The 20,825-nt window shown below is 68.4% G+C and carries 20 protein-coding genes; 16 read left to right on the forward strand and 4 right to left on the reverse strand.

The annotated features are described in order from the left end of the window. The first annotated feature begins 42 nt into the window (after positions 1–42). From AAFF32_RS09895 to hutG, 4 genes are read left to right on the forward strand one after another with little or no spacing between them, the layout of a single operon-like run. Positions 43–1,305 (forward strand): DUF418 domain-containing protein, encoded by a 1,263-nt coding sequence (locus AAFF32_RS09895; RefSeq protein ID WP_342315106.1) that lies wholly within the window; start codon positions 43–45, stop codon positions 1,303–1,305. A gap of 9 nt (positions 1,306–1,314) precedes the next feature. Next, on the forward strand, positions 1,315–2,571 hold the full coding sequence (locus tag AAFF32_RS09900; protein ID WP_216959080.1) for an FAD-dependent oxidoreductase: 1,257 nt from the start codon (positions 1,315–1,317) through the stop codon (positions 2,569–2,571). Then, positions 2,568–3,932 carry a glutathione-disulfide reductase gene (gorA, locus tag AAFF32_RS09905; RefSeq protein WP_342315107.1) on the forward strand — a complete coding sequence of 455 codons (1,365 nt, stop codon included), beginning with the start codon at positions 2,568–2,570 and terminating at the stop codon, positions 3,930–3,932. Before AAFF32_RS09900 ends, gorA begins: the two co-directional genes overlap by 4 nt. 36 nt (positions 3,933–3,968) lie before the next feature. Beyond that, a complete protein-coding gene (gene hutG / locus AAFF32_RS09910) occupies positions 3,969–4,766 on the forward strand; it encodes an N-formylglutamate deformylase (protein ID WP_342315108.1) in 798 nt (265 codons plus the stop codon). A gap of 40 nt (positions 4,767–4,806) precedes the next feature. Here the strand turns inward: hutG and AAFF32_RS09915 are convergent, their stop codons facing one another. The 3 genes from AAFF32_RS09915 to parE form a co-directional block, all read right to left on the reverse strand. Continuing rightward, positions 4,807–6,453, reverse strand: coding sequence for a PQQ-binding-like beta-propeller repeat protein (locus AAFF32_RS09915; protein WP_342315109.1), 1,647 nt, complete (start codon positions 6,451–6,453; stop codon positions 4,807–4,809). 222 nt (positions 6,454–6,675) lie between these two features. Then, on the reverse strand, positions 6,676–8,325 hold the full coding sequence (locus AAFF32_RS09920; protein WP_342315110.1) for a PQQ-binding-like beta-propeller repeat protein: 1,650 nt from the start codon (positions 8,323–8,325) through the stop codon (positions 6,676–6,678). Between the two features lie 90 nt (positions 8,326–8,415). Next, on the reverse strand, positions 8,416–10,323 hold the full coding sequence (gene parE / locus AAFF32_RS09925) for a DNA topoisomerase IV subunit B (protein WP_342315111.1): 1,908 nt from the start codon (positions 10,321–10,323) through the stop codon (positions 8,416–8,418). Positions 10,324–10,574: 251 nt separating this feature from the next. On the opposite strand from parE, the gene AAFF32_RS09930 reads away from it, so the two are divergent. The 10 genes from AAFF32_RS09930 (at position 10,575) to AAFF32_RS09975 (ending at position 18,533) form a co-directional block, all read left to right on the forward strand. Then, the gene (locus AAFF32_RS09930; RefSeq protein WP_216959063.1) at positions 10,575–10,814 is read left to right on the forward strand and encodes a hypothetical protein; all 240 of its coding nucleotides are present in this window, start codon (positions 10,575–10,577) and stop codon (positions 10,812–10,814) included. A gap of 231 nt (positions 10,815–11,045) precedes the next feature. Continuing rightward, positions 11,046–12,710 carry a CTP synthase gene (locus tag AAFF32_RS09935; RefSeq protein WP_342315112.1) on the forward strand — a complete coding sequence of 555 codons (1,665 nt, stop codon included), beginning with the start codon at positions 11,046–11,048 and terminating at the stop codon, positions 12,708–12,710. Between the two features lie 151 nt (positions 12,711–12,861). Next, positions 12,862–13,695, forward strand: coding sequence for a 3-deoxy-8-phosphooctulonate synthase (gene kdsA, locus AAFF32_RS09940; RefSeq protein WP_342315113.1), 834 nt, complete (start codon positions 12,862–12,864; stop codon positions 13,693–13,695). A gap of 106 nt (positions 13,696–13,801) precedes the next feature. Beyond that, a complete protein-coding gene (gene eno, locus AAFF32_RS09945; protein ID WP_216959054.1) occupies positions 13,802–15,088 on the forward strand; it encodes a phosphopyruvate hydratase in 1,287 nt (428 codons plus the stop codon). Positions 15,089–15,105: 17 nt separating this feature from the next. Continuing rightward, a complete protein-coding gene (gene ftsB / locus AAFF32_RS09950; RefSeq protein ID WP_216959051.1) occupies positions 15,106–15,450 on the forward strand; it encodes a cell division protein FtsB in 345 nt (114 codons plus the stop codon). Next, positions 15,447–16,160, forward strand: a complete 714-nt coding sequence (ispD, locus tag AAFF32_RS09955) for a 2-C-methyl-D-erythritol 4-phosphate cytidylyltransferase (protein ID WP_342315114.1) — start codon at positions 15,447–15,449, stop codon at positions 16,158–16,160. The genes ftsB and ispD overlap by 4 nt, the downstream gene beginning before the upstream one ends. Beyond that, a complete protein-coding gene (locus tag AAFF32_RS09960; RefSeq protein WP_216959046.1) occupies positions 16,157–16,603 on the forward strand; it encodes a hypothetical protein in 447 nt (148 codons plus the stop codon). The genes ispD and AAFF32_RS09960 overlap by 4 nt, the downstream gene beginning before the upstream one ends. After that, on the forward strand, positions 16,600–17,079 hold the full coding sequence (gene ispF / locus AAFF32_RS09965; RefSeq protein WP_216959043.1) for a 2-C-methyl-D-erythritol 2,4-cyclodiphosphate synthase: 480 nt from the start codon (positions 16,600–16,602) through the stop codon (positions 17,077–17,079). The genes AAFF32_RS09960 and ispF overlap by 4 nt, the downstream gene beginning before the upstream one ends. Continuing rightward, a complete protein-coding gene (truD, locus tag AAFF32_RS09970; RefSeq protein ID WP_342315115.1) occupies positions 17,076–18,134 on the forward strand; it encodes a tRNA pseudouridine(13) synthase TruD in 1,059 nt (352 codons plus the stop codon). The genes ispF and truD overlap by 4 nt, the downstream gene beginning before the upstream one ends. A 156-nt stretch (positions 18,135–18,290) precedes the next feature. After that, a complete protein-coding gene (locus tag AAFF32_RS09975; RefSeq protein WP_216959037.1) occupies positions 18,291–18,533 on the forward strand; it encodes a hypothetical protein in 243 nt (80 codons plus the stop codon). Between the two features lie 67 nt (positions 18,534–18,600). Here the strand turns inward: AAFF32_RS09975 and AAFF32_RS09980 are convergent, their stop codons facing one another. Beyond that, positions 18,601–19,170 (reverse strand): Smr/MutS family protein, encoded by a 570-nt coding sequence (locus AAFF32_RS09980; protein WP_342315116.1) that lies wholly within the window; start codon positions 19,168–19,170, stop codon positions 18,601–18,603. Positions 19,171–19,340: 170 nt separating this feature from the next. Between AAFF32_RS09980 and surE the strand changes: the two genes are divergently transcribed. Further along, the gene (gene surE / locus AAFF32_RS09985) at positions 19,341–20,144 is read left to right on the forward strand and encodes a 5'/3'-nucleotidase SurE (protein WP_342315117.1); all 804 of its coding nucleotides are present in this window, start codon (positions 19,341–19,343) and stop codon (positions 20,142–20,144) included. Continuing rightward, complete coding sequence (locus AAFF32_RS09990; protein WP_216959028.1) at positions 20,141–20,818, forward strand: protein-L-isoaspartate(D-aspartate) O-methyltransferase; 678 nt, start codon at positions 20,141–20,143, stop codon at positions 20,816–20,818. Before surE ends, AAFF32_RS09990 begins: the two co-directional genes overlap by 4 nt. Positions 20,819–20,825: the final 7 nt, after the last annotated feature.

Raw genomic sequence — 20,825 nt, forward strand, 5'->3', positions numbered from 1 at the left:
CAAAGCGACGGGGGACGGCATGCGGGTGAGAGCGGGATGGGAATGACGCATTCGCGGGATGCAGCGGTCGCGCCGACGCCGGCGCCGGATCGGTTGCGGTCGCTGGACGTGCTGCGCGGGCTGGCGCTGCTCGGCATCGGCTTGATGAACGTGGAGTACTTCAGCCGCCCGCTGCCCGACATGGGCGCGGGCATCGATCCCGCGCAGGCGCCGCTCGACCACGCGCTGTCGTGGCTGGTCTATGTGTTCGTGCAGGGCAAGTTCTGGGTGCTGTTCGCGCTGCTGTTCGGCATGGGCTTCGCGCTGATGGACGAACGTGCGCGCGCGGCCGGTCGCAATTTCCGCCCGCTGTACCTGCGCAGGACGATCGGCCTGATGGTGATCGGACTGGTGCACGCGCTGCTGATCTGGGCCGGCGACATCCTGGTGAGCTACGCCATCGGCGCGTTCGCCCTGCTCTGGTTCCGCGACGCCGAACCCGAACGCCAGGGGCGCTGGGGGGCGGCGTTGTACGGACTGCCGGCGCTGTCGCTGCTGCTGATGGGCGGACTGATGCATGGGCTGGGGTCGGCTGCGTCGCCGGGCGACGAGCCGGGCCAGGCCGCGCGTCTGGCCAACGAACAGGCATGGCGCGCCGCCGAGATCGCCGCGTACTCGGCCGGCTCGTGGTGGGACGCGACCCAGATGCGCGCGCGGTACTTGCTTCACAACCTGGACGAGACGCTGGTGTTCCAGGCCTTCGCGGTCGGCATGTTCCTGCTTGGCGCATGGCTGCTGCGCAGCGGCGCGATCGCCAGCCCCGCTGCGCATGCGCGGCTGCATCGCGGCCTGCGCTGGGTCGCGTTCCCCGCGGGCGTGGCGATGGCGCTGGTGAGCGCGTCGATCACCGTGACGTTCGACTGGGAAGGCGATGGCGCCCGCTCGATGATCGCGGCGTCGCTGATGCTGCTCGCCTCGCCGCTGATGAGCCTGGGCTACCTGGCATGGACGATCCGCGCGCTGGCCACCGCCACCGGCGCTCGCCTCCTCGGCGTGGTGGCACCGGCCGGCCGCATGGCGCTGACGAACTATCTGTTGCAGTCCGTGATCGGCACGCTGGTGTTCTACGGCTACGGTCTGGGCCTGTGGGAACAGGTGCCGCGCCGCTGGCAGTTGCTCGGGGTGGTGGTCGTGTTCGCATTGCAGGTACTGGCCAGTCGCTGGTGGCTGGCGCGCTTCCGCTTCGGGCCCGTGGAATGGCTGTGGCGGGCTTGCACCTATGGGCGATTTCCACCGATGCGGCCCGCGGCCGCCCTCAGCCTCTAAACTCGCCTCATGGAACAGCGCGAAGATGTAGTGATCGTCGGCGCAGGCGTGATCGGTCTGGCCAGCGCCCTGGCTCTGCTGGAGAGCGGACGCAGTGTCCGCGTGATCGACGCCGGCCGCGTCGGCGGCGGAAGTTCGCACGGCAACTGCGGCACCATCACGCCCAGCCACGCGCCACCGCTGGCCGCGCCGGGCGTGGTGCTGCGCGCGCTGCGCTGGATGCTCACGCCTGACGCACCGCTTTACGTCGCCCCCCGGTTCGATCCGCGGCTGTGGTCGTGGTTGCTGCGCTTCGCGGGACGGTGCAACGATCGCGACTGGCGCAGCAGCGCACGCGCGAAGTCGGCCATCCTCAACGATTCGCGCGAGCGCCTGGCCGACTGGGTTCGCGACTACCGCCTCGCCTGCGAGTTCGCCCCCTCGGGCGAGGATTACGTCTTCCGCGATGAGCACGAATTCCAGCACGCCCAGGAAGAGATCGATTTCCTGCGCGAACTGGGCGTGCGCGTGGACGTGGTCGATGGCGGCACCTACGAGCGCATGGAACCCGCGCTCAAGCCCGGTGTCGCAGGCGCGATCCGCTTCGACGGCGACGCCGTCCTGCGTCCGGATCGCTACGTCGGCGAACTCGCACGCGTGGTGCGCGAACGCGGCGGTACCGTCGTGGAGCATTGCGCCTTCACCGGCGTGCGCGAGGAAGGCGAGGGCGTGCGCGTATCGACCGCGCAGGGCGACGTGATGGCGCGCGAGATGGTCATGGCGCTGGGCGCATGGTCGCCCAAGCTGGCCGATGCGATCGGCGCGCCGGCACTGAAGGGCGCGATCCAGCCGGGCAAGGGTTACTCGATCACGTACTCCAGCCCCTCACGCGTGCCGCGCCGGCCGCTGGTGCTGCGCGAACGCCAGGTCTGCGTGACCGCCTGGGACAGCGGGTTCCGCCTGGGCAGCACCATGGAATTCAGCGGTTATGACGATTCGCTCAATCCGCGACGGCTCGCCGCGCTCGAACGCGGCGCCGCCGAATACCTGCACGAACCCTATGGGGCGCAGAAGCACGAACAATGGTTCGGCTGGAGGCCGATGAGCTGCGACGACGTCCCCATCATCGGCCGCGTGCCGGGCAACCCGCGCGTGATCGCTGCCACCGGGCACGGCATGATGGGCGTGAGCATGAGCGCGGCGACGGGCCAGCTGGTCGCCGACCTCATCGCCGGACGCACGCCGGCGATCGATCCTTCGCCCTACGCACTCGAGCGCCTGGAATGAACGCGCACGCCAGCGGCTTCGACCTGATCGTCATCGGCGGTGGTTCCGGTGGCCTGGCCGGCGCGTTTCGCGCGGCCGAGCACGGCGCGCGTGTCGCGCTGCTGGAGCCGCACCTGCTCGGCGGCACCTGCGTCAATGTCGGCTGCGTGCCGAAGAAGGCGATGTGGCTGGCGGCCGAAGTCGCCGGTCGCCTGCGCCTGGCGCACACGCTCGGCTTCGACGTCGGGCCGGCGGATGCCTGCACGCTGGACTGGCCGGAGTTCATCGTCCACCGCGAGCGTTACATCGCCGGCATCCATGCCAGTTACCGACGCCGTCTCGATGCGGCCGGGATCATGGTGGTCCCCAGTTTCGGGCGCTTCGTCGACGCGCGCACGGTGGAATGCGAGAACGGCACGCTGCTGCGCGGCCAGCGCATCCTCATCGCCACCGGCGGAAGGCCGCAGCGACCGGAGATCCCCGGCGCCGACCTGGCCGCGGTGTCCGACGATTTCTTCCAGTGGCGCGCCGCGCCGGAGCGCGTGGCGGTGGTCGGCGCGGGCTACATCGCGGTGGAGCTCGCCGGTCTGCTGCAGGGGCTGGGCAGTCGCGTCGAACTGTTCGGGCGCGGACAACGGTTGCTGGCCGGCTTCGATCAGGAACTGGCCGAGCAGCTCGCCGAGGATTACCGGCAATCCGGCCTGCGCCTGCATTTCGGCCATTCGGTCTCCGCGCTGGAGAAGGACGGTGCGCGCACGCGCGTGCGCTGCGAAGACGGCTCGCTCAGCGAGGCGTTCGACGCCGTGCTGTTCGCCATCGGCCGCCGCCCCAACAGCGAGCGGCTGCAGCTGGAACGCGCCGGCGTAGTCACCGAGGCCGGCGGCCAGGTCGCGGTGGACGAGCGCCACGCGACCAATGTCGAGGGCATCTACGCCGTCGGCGACATCACCTCGAATGCGCAGCTGACGCCGGTCGCCATCGCCGCCGCGCGCCGGTTGATGGATCGCCTGTACGGCGGTGCCACCGCGCTGCTCGACGCACGAAACATCCCGACCGTGGTGTTCTCGCATCCGCCGCTGGCGCAGGTGGGCTTGACCGAAATGGAGGCGCGCGCGCTGCACGGCGACGCGGTGCAGGTCTTCCGCGCCGGCTTCCGGCCGATGCTCGCCGCGCTGGCCGACATCCCGCAGCGCAGCCTGTTCAAACTGGTGTGCGTGGACGCCGAACGCCGGGTGGTTGGCATCCACCTGCTGGGCGAGGCGGCGGACGAAATACTGCAGGGCTTTGCCGTCGCGCTGCGGCGCGGCATCACCCTGGACGATCTGCGCGACACTGTCGCGATCCACCCGACCAGCGCCGAGGAAGTGGTGCTGATGCGTTGAGCATGCCGCGCAACGCCAGCAATCGAGCACGACACGATGAACCTTCCACACGACTCCGACATCTTCACCCTGCATCGCGGCACCGCGCCGCTGCTGGTGAGCCTGCCGCACGACGGCAGCCACATTCCCGACGAACTGGCAGCGCGCATGGTGCCCTCGGCGCGTCGCGCGCCGGACACGGACTGGCACGTATCGGTGCTGTACGATTTCGCGCGCGAGCTGGGCGCGTCGGTCATCGTGCCGCGCCATTCGCGCTACGTGGTCGATCTGAACCGCCCGCCGGACGACACCTCGCTGTACCCCGGCCAGAACACGACCGGCCTGTGCCCGGCGGTGCAGTTCACGGGCGCAGCGGTTTACCTCGACGGCCAGGCGCCGGACGAAGCCGAGGTCGCACAGCGCGTGGAGCGCTACTGGCGCCCGTACCACGATGCGCTGGCCGGCGAGATCGAACGCATCCGCTCGCAGCACGGCCGTGTCGTGTTGTGGGAAGGCCATTCGATCCGCGGCAGCGACCTGCCGTTCCTGTTCGAAGGACGGCTGCCGGACCTCAACCTGGGCACGTCGAGCGGCGCGAGTTGCTCGCCGGCGCTGCAGCAGCGGCTCGAAGCCGTGCTGTCGGGTCAGATCGACTACGACCACGTCGTCAACGGCCGTTTCAAGGGCGGCTACATCACGCGCCATTACGGCCAGCCCGCGCGTGGCGTGGAGGCCGTGCAGTTGGAGATCAGCCAGCGCAACTACATGGACGAGGACACGTTCGCCTACGAGTCCGGCAAGGCGACGGTGCTGCAGGCCCTATTGCGTCGCTTGCTGGCGGCGACGCTGGCCTGAACAACGGGCGCTGTCCCGTAAGGGCAGCGCCCCACGCATATCAGCGCAGGCGGAATGCCACGATCTTTTCCGGCGTTCCCAGGTTTGGCTTGTCTGCCAGCAGGTACATCATGCGGTTGGCAGAGATGACGACATAGCCACTGGCCGGATACTGCCACACGACCTGGCGCGTGCTGAGGTCGATGGCCCATGTCCAGGCTGAGTAGGCGCCAGAGGTGCTCGCGAACAGCAGGTTGTCGGTCGCGACGAGGTTGCCGGCGACATTGGTCTGGCTCGGGGCGGGCGGTATCCAATTCCACATCACGTTGCCCGTACTCTCGTCGATGGCATGCACCAGGGGCATCGAGATCGCTTCGCGGTAGGCGTACACCATGTCTTTGCCGACGGCGAGTGGGGTCGTGTACGAGTCCACCGTCGACCACGCCCATTGCCGGCTTGCAATGTCGAAGCTGGTGAGTTTGGCGGTGTGGGTCGCGCCGTGCCAGGAGCGGACGATCACATTGCCCTGCGAGCCCAGCATCGGAGCGGTGGGGCCGGGAACGAACGCCCCATCCGAGGCGGGGTCCGTGATCAGGGCATACCGGGAGCCGAAGCCACGGTCGAGGATCTCCAACTCGGAGCCCGTGTGGTAGTAGACATGGGCGCCGTCCACGGCCAGCGTGGTGGTCTGCATCCCGATACGCGGGCGCGACCAGTCGAGCGCGCCGGTGTGGAGGTCGATGCTGCGTATTTCGTTGCCCGTGTCACCGCCCATGAAGAACGCCTTGCGGTCGTAAAACGATGGCACCAGCGTGGACGCGTTCGCCGTGGACTGTCCGTGCGTGAAGCGCTTCTTTCCGAGCGCCGCATCAAGCACGGTGAGCATGGCGCTGCTGTCGAGTGCGGGTTGCACGACGCGGCCGCGAGCCGCGCCGGGCGCAAGTGCATGTCCCTCCACCGGAAAGGACCACTTCACCTTCCCGGTCGCCTCGTCCAGCGCAAACAGGGTGTGGCCGTACTGGCTGCGGTCGTTGGTCAAGTTGAAGCCGGTGACGAATACCGTGCCGACGATGGTGGCCGGTCGGGTGAGCATGGCCTGGCGTGCCGCGGCGTCCTTCGGGAACGTCCATTCCCAGGCCTCCTCGATGCGCGTCGGGTCGATCGTGATCGGAACATAGCTGCGGTGCGTGCCGTCGCGCCCCATCGTCTCCCATTCGCCGATGTCGGAGAACAGCACGCGGTAGTCCAGCTTGCCCGCCACGCCCGTGTACGGCGTGGCGCAGTTCGCGTCGCCGCAGGCGGTGAACGAGAGTGTGCCGGATCGCTCCACGACCGAGTGGGACGCCGGGACTTCCAGCAGGATCTGGAACGTGCCGCCAGGTGCGGCCTGCGGTGCCGGCATCTTGTATGTGGTGGCGCCGGCGTCGTCGGTGACTTTCACGTAGACGGCGCCGTTGCCCAGGTTGCGCCCGGTCCAGGTGCCTTCCACCGTCACCGTGTTGATGTACCCGAGGGGCAAGGTTTCCAGGATCGGTGGCGTCGTCAGCGCGATATCGACGCTGGCTAGCGTTCCCGTGGGCGGCGTGCCGCCCGGGCTGGGCTGGCCGTTGTTGGCGCCGCCGTCATTTCCGCCGCCGCCACCACCGCCGCCGCAACCGACCAGCGACACGATGACGCACGTCGCACCCAATGCATGCCTCAACTTCACCCGTTCCCCCTTGTGTCCATAAGTGATCCACAGCCGGCTTCATGCTCGGACGGTTCAACGAGGGGCCCCCGGCCCCGATACCGCGTTACCGCTCGTCCAACTTCATCGATGCAGCCTGCATTGCGGCCGCAGGCGATGCGGCCTTTACCGATTCGCGCAGACCGCACGATGCACCACGGGCGGCACCGATCATGCGCGCGGCGCCCGGGGCGGGTAGCGCGCTCATTGCACCCGGAATGCACGCAGCAGTTCGGGCGGACGGCCATTGCCCGGACCCGTCAGCACGAAGATCGTGCGGCCGCCGGACATGATCACGTAGCCACCACCCGGATAGCGCCAGGCCGGCAGGCGGGTGGCGCGATCGATCGCCCAGACGTAGCTGTCGCCGCCATTGCCCTCGGTGCTGATGAACACCAGGTTCTGCGTCAGCATGATGTTGCCCGTCGTACGCACCTGGGCGTCGATGGCCTGCGGGCTCCACGACCAGCTCACCGTGCCGGTGGCTTCGTCGATCGCATCGAGCGTAGGCACCGGCGCACCTTCGCGGTACGCGTAGACCATGCCGTCGGACACCGCGAAGCTGCGGTACGAGGCGGAGGTCGACCACTCCCAACGCCGGCCGTCGAGGTTGAAGCTCGACAGCGGATGCGCACCGGTCGCGCTGTTGTACGAAACGGCGATCGCATTGCCGCGCGAACCCAGGGCGACGATGGAACGCGCAAACGCGCTGCTGGCGCCGTCGGAACTGGGATCGTTGATCGTGCCGCGCGGCGCGCCGGTCAGGATGTCCACGATTTCGATCTTGTTTCCGCTCTGGTAGATCACCTCGCCCGTGCGCACCGTCGGCGTGCCCGCCTGCAGGTTGGTGGTGCGCGGGCGCGACCAGCGCAGTGTGCCGCTGACGTTATCGATCGAGTGGAGTTCCGATCCGTTCGGGCCGGCGTTGTAAAAGCTGAGGTTGGCGTAGCTGGTAGGCGCCAGCGTCTGCGTGCCCGTGCCTGCGCCCGATCCGATGGAGTACTTCACGGCGCCGGTGTGCGGGTCGAAGGACGTCAGCAGGGTGGGGCTGTTGAGCGTCTGCAGGAAGACCTGCCCGACGCCGGTGGCGGGTGCCTGCGCATACGTCCCCGACGGAATCGCATAGGACCAGCGCGTCTTGCCGCTGTGCTCATGGATCGAGTACAGCGCGGCCTCCTGCGGGCCGCTGGGACGGTTATAGCCGGCGAGCACGGCCACGCCGTCGCCGTCGGTGGCCGGACGCGTGATGAAGGTGTCGAGCACGGCGCCCGTGGGGGCCGGCGGACGCCAATCCCAGATCAGGTTCAGGCGGGTGGTGTCGATGGTCGTGGGCACGAAGCCGGCATGCGTGGCATCGCGCTGGATCGTCTCCCATTCGCCCAGCGTCCAGATGTCGAGGCTGTAGGCCACGCTGACCGGCGGGCCGTACATGCTGGTGCACTGGGCGTCGCGGCAGGCGGTGAACTCGATCTGGCCGGAGTAGTCGCTGGGCATCAGCTCGCCCTTCGGCCCGAGCGCGAACTTGAACGGTTGGTTCGGCGTCACCGGTTGCGTCGCCGGCATGGCGAGGGTGTTGTTCGTGTCGCGCAGACGCAGGTAGATGCTCTCGCCCGGGGCGAGGTTGGTGGCCGCCACCGTGCCCTCGGCCATCGTGGTGAACGAGACGCCGGTGTAGTCGTTGTGCACGATCGGCCCCTTGGGCGTGATCGTCACCGTCGCCGTGGAAGGGGTCGGCGTCGGTGCGGGCGGCGGGACGCTCTGATTGCCGCCGCCCCCGCCACCACCGCCACCACAGGCGGCCACCGAGAAGGCGACGGCCAGCGTCGCCAGGATTCGTCCATTTCTCTTATGCACAAGCTCCCCCTTGTGTTCCATGAGATTGTCCGCCCGGCCTCATGCGCAGGCGGTTATCGCGATGGGGCTCCCCGCCCCGGCGCTATCGAATCACACTTCCAGCGTCGCCAGGTCGCCCTTGGTCTCCAGCCACTGCTTGCGGTCGCCGGCGCGCTTCTTCGCCAGCAGCATGTCCATCAGCGAATGCGTCTGCGTGTCGTCGTCCACGGTGAGCTGCACGAGGCGGCGCGTGTCCGGATGGATGGTCGATTCGCGCAGCTGCGAGGGGTTCATCTCGCCCAAGCCCTTGAAGCGGGTGGTGTTGACCTGGCCGCTGTAACCCTTCTTGCGATCGCCCTTCTCGCGCTCGATCTTCTCCAGCAGGATGCGCTTCTCTTCTTCGTCCAGCGCGTAGAACACGTGCTTGCCGATGTCCACGCGGAACAGCGGCGGCATCGCGACGAACACGTGCCCGGCCGCGACCAGCGACGGGAAATGCTTGAGGAACAGCGCGCTCAGCAGCGTGGCGATGTGCAGGCCGTCGGAGTCGGCGTCGGCCAGGATGATCACCTTGCCGTAGCGCAGGCCCGACAGATCGTCCTTGCCCGGATCGCAGCCGATCGCGACGGCAAGGTCATGCACTTCCTGCGAGGCGAGCACGCTGCCGGAGGCGACTTCCCAGGTGTTGAGGATCTTGCCGCGCAGCGGAAGGATCGCCTGGAAATCCTTGTCGCGCGCCTGGCGCGCGCTGCCGCCGGCCGAATCGCCTTCGACCAGGAACAGTTCCGTGCGCGACAGGTCCTGGCTGGCGCAGTCGGCCAGCTTGCCCGGCAGGGCCGGGCCCTGCGTGACCTTCTTGCGGACGACCTGCTTCTCGGTCTTCAAACGCGCGGCGGCGCGTTCGATCGCCAGTTGCGCGATCTTCTCGCCCATCTCGACGTGCTGGTTCAGCCAGAGCGAGAACGCATCGTGCGCCGCGCCTTCGACGAAGCCCGCGGCCTGGCGCGAGGACAGGCGTTCCTTGGTCTGCCCGCTGAACTGCGGGTCGGTCATCTTGATGCTGAGCACGAAGGCGACGCGGTCCCACACGTCTTCCGGTGCCAGCTTCACGCCGCGCGGCAGCAGGTTGCGGAAGTCGCAGAACTCGCGCAGCGCATCGGTGAAGCCGGTGCGCAGGCCGTTGACGTGCGTGCCGTGCTGCGCGGTCGGAATCAGGTTGACGTAGCTTTCCTGCACCAGCTCGCCTTCGACGACCCAGGCCACGGCCCAGTCGGCGGTCTCGGTGTCCTTGGTCAACTTGCCGACGAACAGCTCCGGCGGCAGCAGCTCGCGTTCGGCCAATTCGCCGCGCAGGTAATCGCGCAGTCCGTCCTCGTAATACCACTCGTTGCGCTCTTCGCTGGCTTCATCGAACAGCTTGACGGTGAGGCCCGGGCACAGCACGGCCTTGGCGCGCAGCAGGTGACGCAGGGCGCGCAGGTTGAACTTGGGCGTGTCGAAATACTTCGCGTCGGGCCAGAAATGCACGCGCGTGCCGGTGTTCTTCTTGCCGACGGTGCCGACGACCTCCAGCGGCGTGGCGCGGTCGCCGTCCTTGAAAGTCATGCGGTATTCGTTGCCGTCGCGCTTGATCTTCACCTCGACGTGCCTGGACAGCGCGTTCACCACGCTGACGCCGACGCCGTGCAGGCCGCCGGAGAAGGTGTAGTTCTTGTTGCTGAACTTGCCGCCCGCGTGCAGGCGCGTGAGGATCAGTTCGACGCCGGGGATCTTCTCCTCCGGGTGGATGTCCACCGGCATGCCGCGGCCGTCGTCGGATACGGAGCAACTGCCGTCGTTGTGCAGCGTCACTTCGATGGTGCGGGCGTGGCCGGCCAGGGCCTCGTCGACCGCGTTGTCGATGACCTCCTGCGCCAGATGGTTCGGGCGCGAGGTGTCGGTGTACATGCCGGGGCGGCGCTTGACGGGGTCAAGGCCGGAAAGGACTTCGATGTCTGCGGCGTTGTAACGGGAACTCATTTTTCTGCGACGACGAGGCGGGAGCGGGGATGGTCGGCGGCCGGCGCCGGAAATACAACCGCGGACGCAAGCGGCCTCGCAGGACCGGGCTCGCCGTCGCGATCACCGCCTTGCGCTGGAGCCCCGCGCCCCCATTGAGGGCGGTGAGCGCCCCGTTCAGTGCAGGCTGGGCGCCATGGGGTAGGGTGCCGCCTGGCGCTCCCGGCCCCGCCGGTCCCCGCCGTTCTCCCGTTCCTGGAGGTCGTTCCCCGATGAAGATCCGCAAACTCGTGCTTCCCGCCCTGATCGCCATGGCCCTGGCCGTGCCGGCGCTCGCCCAGCAGCAGTCCGATCCGCAGGCCGACGCCGCCAAGCGCGCGCAGGCACAGGACTCGCGCGGCAAGGCCGAGCAGAAGGCCGACGCGCCCAAGGCCGATCAATCCAAGGCCGGCAAGAAGGACAAGGCCAAGGCCGATCCGACCCGTGAGCCGGAGGAAGAGGACGAGCGCTGAGCGTCCCTTCGCGTCACCCCGAACGCCCTGCCATCGCGGGGCGTTTTTCGTTCCGGCGCATCGCCGTTGGCGACATGGCCGGAACGAAGCCTTCCGTCGATCGCCCTTCGATCCGCCGCAACCCTTGCGCCATCGGCATTTGTGTCGATCCGGCCGTCGCCGCGACCGCCGCGTGGCTCGCCGAGAACCGGCCGAGTCGGTAAACTACGGCTTTCCAGCGGCAGCAAAACCATGACTCCCCTGATTTTCGTCACCGGCGGCGTGGTGTCCTCTCTTGGCAAGGGCATCGCGGCAGCCTCGCTGGCGGCCGTCCTCGAAGCGCGCGGCCTGCGCGTGACGATGATGAAGCTCGATCCGTACATCAACGTCGACCCGGGCACGATGAGCCCGTTCCAGCACGGCGAGGTGTACGTCACCGACGACGGCGCCGAGACCGACCTCGACCTGGGCCACTACGAGCGCTACCTGCGCACGCGCCTGTCCCGCAAGAACTCCATCACCACCGGCCGGATCTACGACAACGTGATCCGCAAGGAACGCCGCGGCGACTACCTCGGCGGCACCGTGCAGGTGATCCCGCACATCACCGACGAGATCAAGCGCTGCATCGTGGAGGCCACCGACGGCTTCGACGTGGGCCTGGTCGAGATCGGCGGCACGGTCGGCGACATCGAGTCGCTGCCGTTCCTGGAAGCGATTCGCCAGATCCGCAGCGAGCGCGGCCCCGAGGGCGCGATCTTCATGCACCTGACCCTGGTGCCGTGGATCGCCGCCGCCGGCGAGCTGAAGACCAAGCCGACGCAGCATTCGGTGAAGGAACTGCGCTCCATCGGCATCCAGCCCGACATCCTGCTGTGCCGCAGCGAGCAGCCGCTGCCCGACAGCGAGCGCCGCAAGATCGCGCTGTTCACCAACGTGCCGGAGCGCGCCGTCATCTCGGCCGTCGATCTGGACAACATCTACAAGATGCCGCGCCGCTTCCATGAGGAAGGGCTCGACGCCATCGTGCTCGACCGCCTGCGCATCAACGCCGGCCCAGCCGACCTGTCGCAGTGGGACGAAGTGGTCGATGCCAGCGAGCATCCGGTCGATACCGTCACGATTGCTGTGGTCGGCAAGTACGTCGACCACCAGGATGCCTACAAGTCCGTGGCCGAGGCGCTCAAGCACGGCGGCCTGCGCCAGCGCACGCGCGTGAAGCTCAAGTGGCTGGAATCGACCGACCTGGAGCAGCAGGGCGTTGATGCGCTGGCGGATGTCGACGGCATCCTGGTGCCGGGCGGCTTCGGCGATCGCGGCTTCGAAGGCAAGGTGCTCACCGCGAAGTTCGCCCGCGAGACCGGCCTGCCGTATTTTGGCATCTGTTACGGCATGCAGGCGGCGGTGGTGGACTACGCCCGCCACGTCGCCGGCCTGGGCGGCGCCAACAGCACCGAGAACGACAAGGCCAGCCCGCACCCGGTGATCGGTCTGATCACCGAATGGCGCACCTCCAGCGGCGAGATCGAACGCCGCAGCGAGGAGAGCGACCTGGGCGGCACGATGCGCCTGGGCCTGCAGGAGCAGCGCCTGAAGCCCGGCACGCTCTCGCGCGAGATGTACGGCAAGGACGTCGTCGCCGAACGCCATCGCCATCGCTACGAATTCAACAACCGCTACCGCACGCAACTGGAAGACGCCGGCCTGGTGATCAGCGCCAAGTCGATGGACGACCTGCTGGTGGAGATGGTCGAACTGCCGCGGCCGCAGCATCCGTGGTTCCTGGCCTGCCAGGCGCACCCGGAATTCCTGTCGACCCCGCGCGACGGCCATCCGCTGTTCGTCGGCTTCATCCGCGCCGCGCGCGAGCGCCGGGCGCAGGCCGGCGGGCGGTTGCTAAAGGAAGCGACGGCTTGACGCAGCATCGGGCGGGAGCCGCGCTCCCGCCCGTCGTCCCGGCGAAAGCCGGGATCCATTTTGATCTTTGCAGCGACGATCATTCTCTGGAGTCTGGATCCGCCGGTCGGGTCCGCGTCTCCACCGGGATGACGATCAACGGGAGCAACGCATGAACCTGTGTGGTTTCGAAGTCGGCCTGGACCAACCTTTCTTCCTGATCGCCGGCCCCTGCGTGATCGAGTCGATGCAGCTGCAGCTCGACACCGCCGGCAAGCTCAAGGAAATCACCTCCGAGCTCGGCATCAACTTCATCTTCAAGTCGAGTTTCGACAAGGCCAACCGCACCTCGGGCACGAGCTTCCGCGGCCCCGGCCTGGAAGAAGGCCTGAAGGTGCTGGCCGAGGTGAAGAAGCAGATCGGCGTGCCCGTGCTCACCGACGTGCACGAGTACACGCCGATGGACGAGGTCGCCGCCGTCGTCGACGTGCTGCAGACGCCGGCGTTCCTGTGCCGGCAGACCAACTTCATCCAGAACGTGGCCCGCGCCGGCAAGCCGGTGAACATCAAGAAGGGCCAGTTCCTCTCGCCTTGGGAAATGAAGCACGTGACCGACAAGGCCAAGGCCACCGGCAACACGCAGATCATGGCCTGCGAGCGCGGCGTGTCCTTCGGCTACAACAACCTGGTCAGCGACATGCGCTCGCTGAGCGTGATGCGCGACACCGGCTGCCCGGTCGTCTTCGACGCCACGCACTCGGTGCAGCTGCCCGGCGGCGCCGGCGGCAAGAGCGGCGGCCAGCGCGAATTCGTGCCGGTGCTGTCGCGTGCGGCGATGGCGGTCGGCATCGACGGCATCTTCATGGAAACCCATCCGGTGCCGGACGAAGCCCTGTCCGACGGCCCCAACGCCTGGCCGCTGCCGAAGATGCGCGCGCTGCTGGAGACACTGATGGAGATCGACCGCGTCACCAAGAAGAACGGGTTCCTCGAATCCACCGTCTGACATCCGCACCGGCCAGCAGGCGTCGCGCACGCGCGGCGCGATGCCGCCCCGGTCCGGTTCTGCTTTAATCCGTGTCCAAACCGCCTTTCGCCCTTACGACGAACCCATGACGACCATCGCCAAGATCCACGCCCGCGAGATCCTCGACAGCCGCGGCAACCCGACTCTCGAAGCCGAAGTCACCCTGAGCGACGGCAGCGTCGGCCGCGCGGCCGTGCCGTCCGGCGCGTCCACCGGCACCAAGGAAGCCGTGGAACTGCGCGACGGCGACAAGACCCGCTACCTGGGCAAGGGCGTGCGCAAGGCGGTGGAGAACGTCAACGTGACGATCGCCAAGGCGCTGGACGGCTTCGATGCCGACGACCAGGCCGGCCTGGACCGCCGCATGATCGACCTGGACGGCACGGAAAATAAGGGCCGCCTGGGCGCGAACGCGCTGCTGGGCGTGTCGCTCGCCAACGCGCACGCGGTCGCCGCATCGAAGAAGCTTCCGCTGTGGAAGTACCTGGCAGGCAACCGCGAGGCCGTGCTGCCGGTGCCGATGATGAACATCATCAACGGCGGCGCGCATGCCGATAACAACGTCGACCTGCAGGAATTCATGATCCTGCCCGTCGGCGTGGACAACTTCGCCGAAGCGCTGCGCGCCGGCACCGAGGTGTTCCATGCGCTGAAGTCCGTGCTCAAGGGCCGCGGCCTGAGCACCGCCGTCGGCGACGAAGGCGGCTTCGCGCCGGACCTGCGCTCCAACGAGGAAGCGCTGGAAACCATCCTGGAAGCCATCGGCAAGGCCGGCTACAAGGCGGGCGAGGACATCCTGCTCGGCCTGGACGTCGCCTCCAGCGAGTTCTACGAGAACGGCAAGTACAACCTCACCGGCGAAGGCAAGCGCCTGACCAGCGAGCAGTTCGTCGACTTCCTCGCCAACTGGGCCGCGCAGTACCCGATCATCACCATCGAAGACGGCATGGCCGAGGACGACTGGGCCGGCTGGAAGCAGCTCACCGACAAGCTCGGCAAGAAGGTGCAGCTGGTCGGCGACGACCTGTTCGTCACCAACCCGAAGATCTTCAAGGAAGGCATCGACCAGCACGTCGCCAACGCCATCCTCATCAAGGTCAACCAGATCGGCACGCTGACCGAGACGCTGGAAGCCATCGCGATGGCCGACGCCAACCGCTACGCGGCGATCGTCTCGCACCGTTCGGGCGAGACCGAGGACACGACGATCTCCGACATCGCCGTGGCCACCACGGCCACGCAGATCAAGACCGGCTCGCTGTGCCGCAGCGACCGCGTCGCCAAGTACAACCAGCTGCTGCGCATCGAGGAAGCGCTCGGTTCGGCCGCGAAGTACGCCGGCCGCGACGCCTTCGTCTCGATCAAGCGCTAAGGCCCGGGCTCGCGCGCATGCGCTGGTTGCGACTGCTGCTGGTGGTGCTAGCCGGGTTGCTGGCGTTCCTCCAGTACCGGCTCTGGGTGGGCGAGGGCGGCAGCCGCTCGGTCGCCCGCCTGGAGACGCAGGTGCAGCAGCAGACGCGCGAGAACGCGGGATTGCAGCAGCGCAACGACGCGCTCGCGGCGGAAGTGGAGGACCTCAAGTCCGGTGAAGCCGCCGTCGAGGAGCGCGCCCGCAACGAGCTGGGCATGATCAAGCCCGGCGAGACGTTCTATCGCGTGGTCGAGCCCGAGGGCTCGACTGAGCCCGCCGACGCACCGCCTTCCGGCGACGACGCGCAGGCGCCGGCACCGTGATCTGGGCGGTGCTCCCCGCCGCCGGCCGCGGCACGCGTTTCGGCGGTGAGATTCCCAAGCAGTATCTCGAAGTCGCCGGCCAGCCGTTGATCGCACACGCACTGCACGCGTTGCTCGCGCACCCGCGCGTGGCCGGCGCGATGGTCGCCTTGTCGGCGCATGACGCGCACTGGCCGGGCTGGACTTCGTTGCAAGGCAAGCCGGTGCTGCGCTGTGTGGGCGGCGGAGAACGCGCCGATTCGGTGTTGGCCGCGCTGCAGGCATTGCCGGCGGGCGTCGGCGACGACACGCTGATCCTCGTGCACGACGCCGCGCGCCCCAACCTGCACGCGGTCGATCTGGACAGACTGATCGCCATCGCCGAACAGGGCGATGGCGCGATCCTCGGCGCGCCGGTGCGCGACACGCTCAAGCGTGCCGACGAGAGCGGCCGCATCCAGTCCACCGAACCGCGCGAGCGGTTGTGGCGTGCATTCACGCCGCAGGCGTTCCGCCGTGGCGCGCTCACGGCCGCGCTGGAACGTGCGCGAGCCGACGGTGTCGTCGTCACCGACGAAGCGATGGCGATGGAGCGTGCCGGCGTGCGCCCGCTTCTGGTCGAAGGCCGCGAGGACAACCTCAAGGTCACCACGCCTACCGATCTGCGCCTGATGGAATTGCTGTTCGAAATCCGGAAACACCACACGACGGAACAGGGGGAGTCCGTATGAAGCGAATCATTGCGACGCTGTTATTGCTGGTGGGAACGTGCGGCGCGACCGCGCAGGCCGGGCAGTCCGGCGAGGCCTTGTCGGCCTGCCTGAAGACCTCGGCCACGCAGGACGACCGGCGCGTGCTGGTCCAATGGATCTACGCGGCGATCTCCGTGCATCCTGATCTGCAGGCGATGACGCGGATCGACGCCGACGATCGCGCCAAGCTGGAGAAGGATGCAGCCGCCATCTTCGAGCGCCTGATCGCCGTGGACTGCACCGCGCTGGCGCGCCAGACCATCGTGAGCGAAGGTTCCGAAGGCTTCGGCAACGCCTTCAAGACGCTGGGCGAGCTGGCGATGGGCGGAGTGGTGGAGAATCCGGACGTGCAGGTGGGCATGTCGCGACTGGGTGGCATGATCAACCACGAGCGCATGCTCAAGGCGCTGTTGTCGAAATGAACATCCGCATCGGCCAGGGCTACGACGTCCACGCCTTCGGTGAAGGCGACCACGTCGTGCTCGGCGGGGTGCGCGTGCCGCACGATCGCGGCGTCGTCGCGCATTCCGACGGCGATGTGGTCATCCACGCACTGTGCGATGCGATCCTCGGTGCGCTGGCGCTGGGCGACATCGGCAAGCATTTCCCGCCCAGTGACCCGCAATGGAAGGGCGCCGACAGCCGCGCCTTCCTGCGCCACTGCGACGCGCTCGCGCGCGAGCGTGGCTGGCGCCTCGGCAATTGCGATGTGACCGTGGTGTGCGAGCGGCCGAAGGTCGGCCCGCATGCGGCGGCGATGCGCGAGCTGCTCGCGCAGGACCTGGGCGTGGATATCGAGGCCATCAGCATCAAGGCGACCACCAGCGAAAAGCTGGGATTCACCGGGCGCGGAGAGGGCATCGCGGCGATGGCCGTGTGCCTGCTGGTGAAGCCGTGAACGATCGCGGCAACGAACTCGCGCGCGCGCACGGCGATGCGGTGCTGACCGCGCGCATGCGCGTGGCGCCGGAGGATTTCTTCGTTGAGGAGCTGCCCGGCTTCGAGCCCAGCGGCAGCGGCGAGCACTTGCTGCTCACCATCGAAAAGCGCGGCATGAACACTGCTTTCGCCGCCAAGCGCATCGCGCAATGGGCCGGCGTGGGCGAGGTCGGCATCGGCTATGCGGGCCTGAAGGACCGCCATGCGGTCACGCGCCAGCGCTTCACCGTGCACCTGCCCAAGAAAGTCGCGCCGGACCTGGCAACGCTGGACTTCGCCGAAGGCGAGGAGCGGCTGACGGTGGTGGAGCACGCCTGGCATGCGAAGAAGCTGCCGCGCGGTGCGCTGGCGGGCAATCGCTTCGTGCTGGCGCTGCGCGACGTGGTGGGCGAACGCGGCGCGATCGAGCAACGCCTGCATGCGATCGCCGCGCGCGGCGTTCCCAATTACTTCGGCGAGCAGCGCTTCGGCCGCGACGGCGACAACGTCGCCAACGCGCGGGCGATGTTCGCCGGTCGTCGCGTGCGTCGTGAGCAGCGCACGTTGCTGGTGTCGGCGGCGCGTTCGGAATTGTTCAACCGCGTGCTCGCGCAGCGCGTGCGCGAAGCATGCTGGGACACGCCGCTGGACGGCGAGGTGTGGATGCTCGACGGCAGCCGCAGCGTGTTCGGCCCCGAGCCGTTCGACGACGCCTTGGCGCAGCGTTTGGCCGCGTTCGACATCCATCCGACCGGCCCGCTGTGGGGCTGCGGCGAATCGCGCACGACCGGAACGGCGGCGCAACTGGAGCAGGCGGCGCTCGCCGATGAGGAAGCGCTGGCGCTGCGAACCGGCCTGGAAGCCGAAGGGCTGCGCCAGGAGCGGCGCGCGTTGCGCCTGAAGCCCGCCGACCTGACGTGGGCATGGCGTGAGGAAAGCGTTCTGGAGTTGGTATTCGCGCTCCCGCCGGGCGCTTACGCCACGGTAGTGCTGGCCGAACTCGGCGACGTCCAGGCCGTCGGGCGCGCGGGCTGAAGCACGCTTCACGCCGGCTTTCCAACCGTTCGTCGGAAAGCACCTGGCGGCACTGGTCCCATTCGAGGGCGGGCGTATAAGCCGGAATTGCAGCGTGCTCGCGCGCGCTGCCGCTGCATCCGAGGGATGCGGCGACCACGTCATGGAGATGTCGTCATGAACGCATCGCTACGCATGGCCGTGTTGCTGTCCGCGGTAGGCCTGTCCGCCTGCGCGGGCATGGAAGCCAAGAGCACCTACGTTCCCGAACCCCGTTCGCCGTCGATCATGGACGCCGACGAGGAGTACATGGCCTATGTCGAGCGCGTCGCCCGTCGCCGCGGCCTCGAAGTGGTCTGGGTGAACTTGCCGCGCAAGTCGGCTGCGCAGATTGCCCAGGAATCCGGACAGCCGAAGTAAACCCTGCTCGGCGCCCTTCGGCCTCGCACCGACGGCGATAGCCGCCGCCTGATCCGGACAAGACGGTTCAGGGCGAGCGCAGGCGGCGGGGCGCGAGCAGCACCAACACCGCACCGGTGCCGCCCTGCGCCGGCGGCGCGGAGTGGAACGCGAGCACGTCGGCGCGATGCCGCAGCATGCGGTCCACCAGGTTCTTCAGTACCGGCATGCCGCCGGATGCGATCGAGGCGGCGCCGTGCAATCCCTTCCCGTGCACGATCCGCACGCACCCCACGCCGTGCTGGCGGGCGTCGTGCAGGAAGGCGCGCACCAGTTGCTCGGCCTCGCGCGAATCGGCGCCGTGCAGGTCCAGTTCCTCCTGCACTGCGATCTCGCCGCGCTTGAGCTTCTGCAGCAGGCGCGGCGTCACCTCGTCGCGACGGTAGCTGAGGGCATCGCCGGCTTCCAGCAGGGTGTCCTCCAGCGCATGGCGGAACTCCTCGCGCGCACGCGCCTCGTCGCGCTCGGCCATGCGGGCGCGAGGACGTGGCCGGGGCGCAGACGGCGGCGGTGCGGTGTCGCGCATCGGCCGCACCGGCCCGATCGCCGAGCGGAACAGCGCGGCGTCGTCTTCGTCATCGTCTCGTCGTTCGGACATGCGACAAGCCTAGCGTCGTCGGCCCATACCGCAAGCCATTCGCAGACCGTGCTTCAGACCGTGCCGGCGGCCTCCGGAGCGGTGGGCGGCATCGGCTATGATGGGCCCTCGCGCGGCGCGGGCCAGGCTCGCGCCGGCTTCACGATCCGGCAAGCGCAACAAGGGAGTCCATGCGAGTTCTGGTGAGCAACGACGACGGCGTCGACGCGCCGGGCATCCGCGTCCTGGCCGAAGGGCTGCGTGCGGCGGGCCACGAAGTCCTGGTGGTGGCGCCCGATCGCGACCGTTCAGGCGCCAGCAACTCACTCACCCTGGACGCGCCCGTGCGCGTGCAGCAGCTCGACGGTTCGACCTGGCGCGTGTTCGGCACGCCCACCGACTGCGTGCATGTGGCCATCACGGGGATGCTCGAGACGGAACCGGACATCGTCGTCTCCGGGATCAACAACACCGCCAACCTGGGCGACGACGTGATCTATTCCGGCACCGTCGCCGCGGCGATGGAAGGGCGCTTCCTCGGCCTGCCGGCGGTGGCGATGTCGCTGCAGACCGTGGACCACACCGGCAAGCATTACGAAACCGCGGCGCGTGCGGCGGCGGAAATCATCGCCCGCCTGCGCGTGGACCCGCTGCCGGCCGACACCATCCTCAACGTGAACGTGCCCGACGTGCCCTGGTCGGAGGTGCGCGGCTTCGAAGTCACGCGCCTAGGCAACCGCCATCGCGCCGAGGCCTGCATCCCGCAGCAGGACCCGCGCGGACGCCAGTGGTGGTGGATCGGCCCGGCCGGCGCCGAGCAGGATGCCGGCCCCGGCACCGATTTCCACGCCGTGCGCACCGGCCACATTTCGATCACGCCGATCCAGGTCGACCTGACGCGCTATCACGCGCTGGACCAGGTGGCGAGCTGGGTCGACGGCCTGGCGACTTCGCTCGGCCATCCCGCCAGTCGCAACCCGGAGCGCACCGCATGACGCTGCGCATGCGGTTGCAGCCGGAGGCGATCGGCTCCGGAATGACTTCGCAGCGCGTGCGCGACCGGCTGGTCGACCGCCTGCGCGAAAACGGCATCCGCGACGAGCGCGTGCTCAACGCGATACGCACGGTGCCGCGCCATCTGTTCGTCGACGAAGCGCTCGCCACGCGTGCCTACGAAGACACGGCGCTGCCCATCGGCCACGGCCAGACCATCTCGCAACCGTGGGTGGTGGCGAAGATGACCGAGGCACTGCTGGAAACCGAACCGAAGAAGGTGCTGGAGATCGGCACCGGCTCGGGCTACCAGGCCGCCGTGCTCGCCGCGCTGGGGCTGGAAGTGCACACGGTGGAGCGCATCGGCGAGCTGCTGCGCACCGCGCGCAAGCGTTTCCGTCAGCTCGGCATGAACGTGCGCAGCAAGCACGACGACGGCCGCATCGGCTGGCCGGAGAACGGTCCGTTCGACGCGATCATCGTCACCGCCGCCGCGCCCGCGCTGGTGGAAGCCCTGACCAGCCAGCTCGCCGCGGGCGGCACGCTGGTCGCGCCCGTCGGCGGGGCCGGTTCGCAGTCGCTGCTCAAGCTGCGCAAGGACGCCGACGGCAACGTCACGCAGGAATCACTGGCGCCGGTGGTGTTCGTGCCGCTGCTGTCGGGCATGGTCGACTGACGCACCG

Origin of the sequence: Lysobacter sp. FW306-1B-D06B (assembly GCF_038446665.1) — a bacterium.
GTDB lineage: Bacteria > Pseudomonadota > Gammaproteobacteria > Xanthomonadales > Xanthomonadaceae > Lysobacter_J.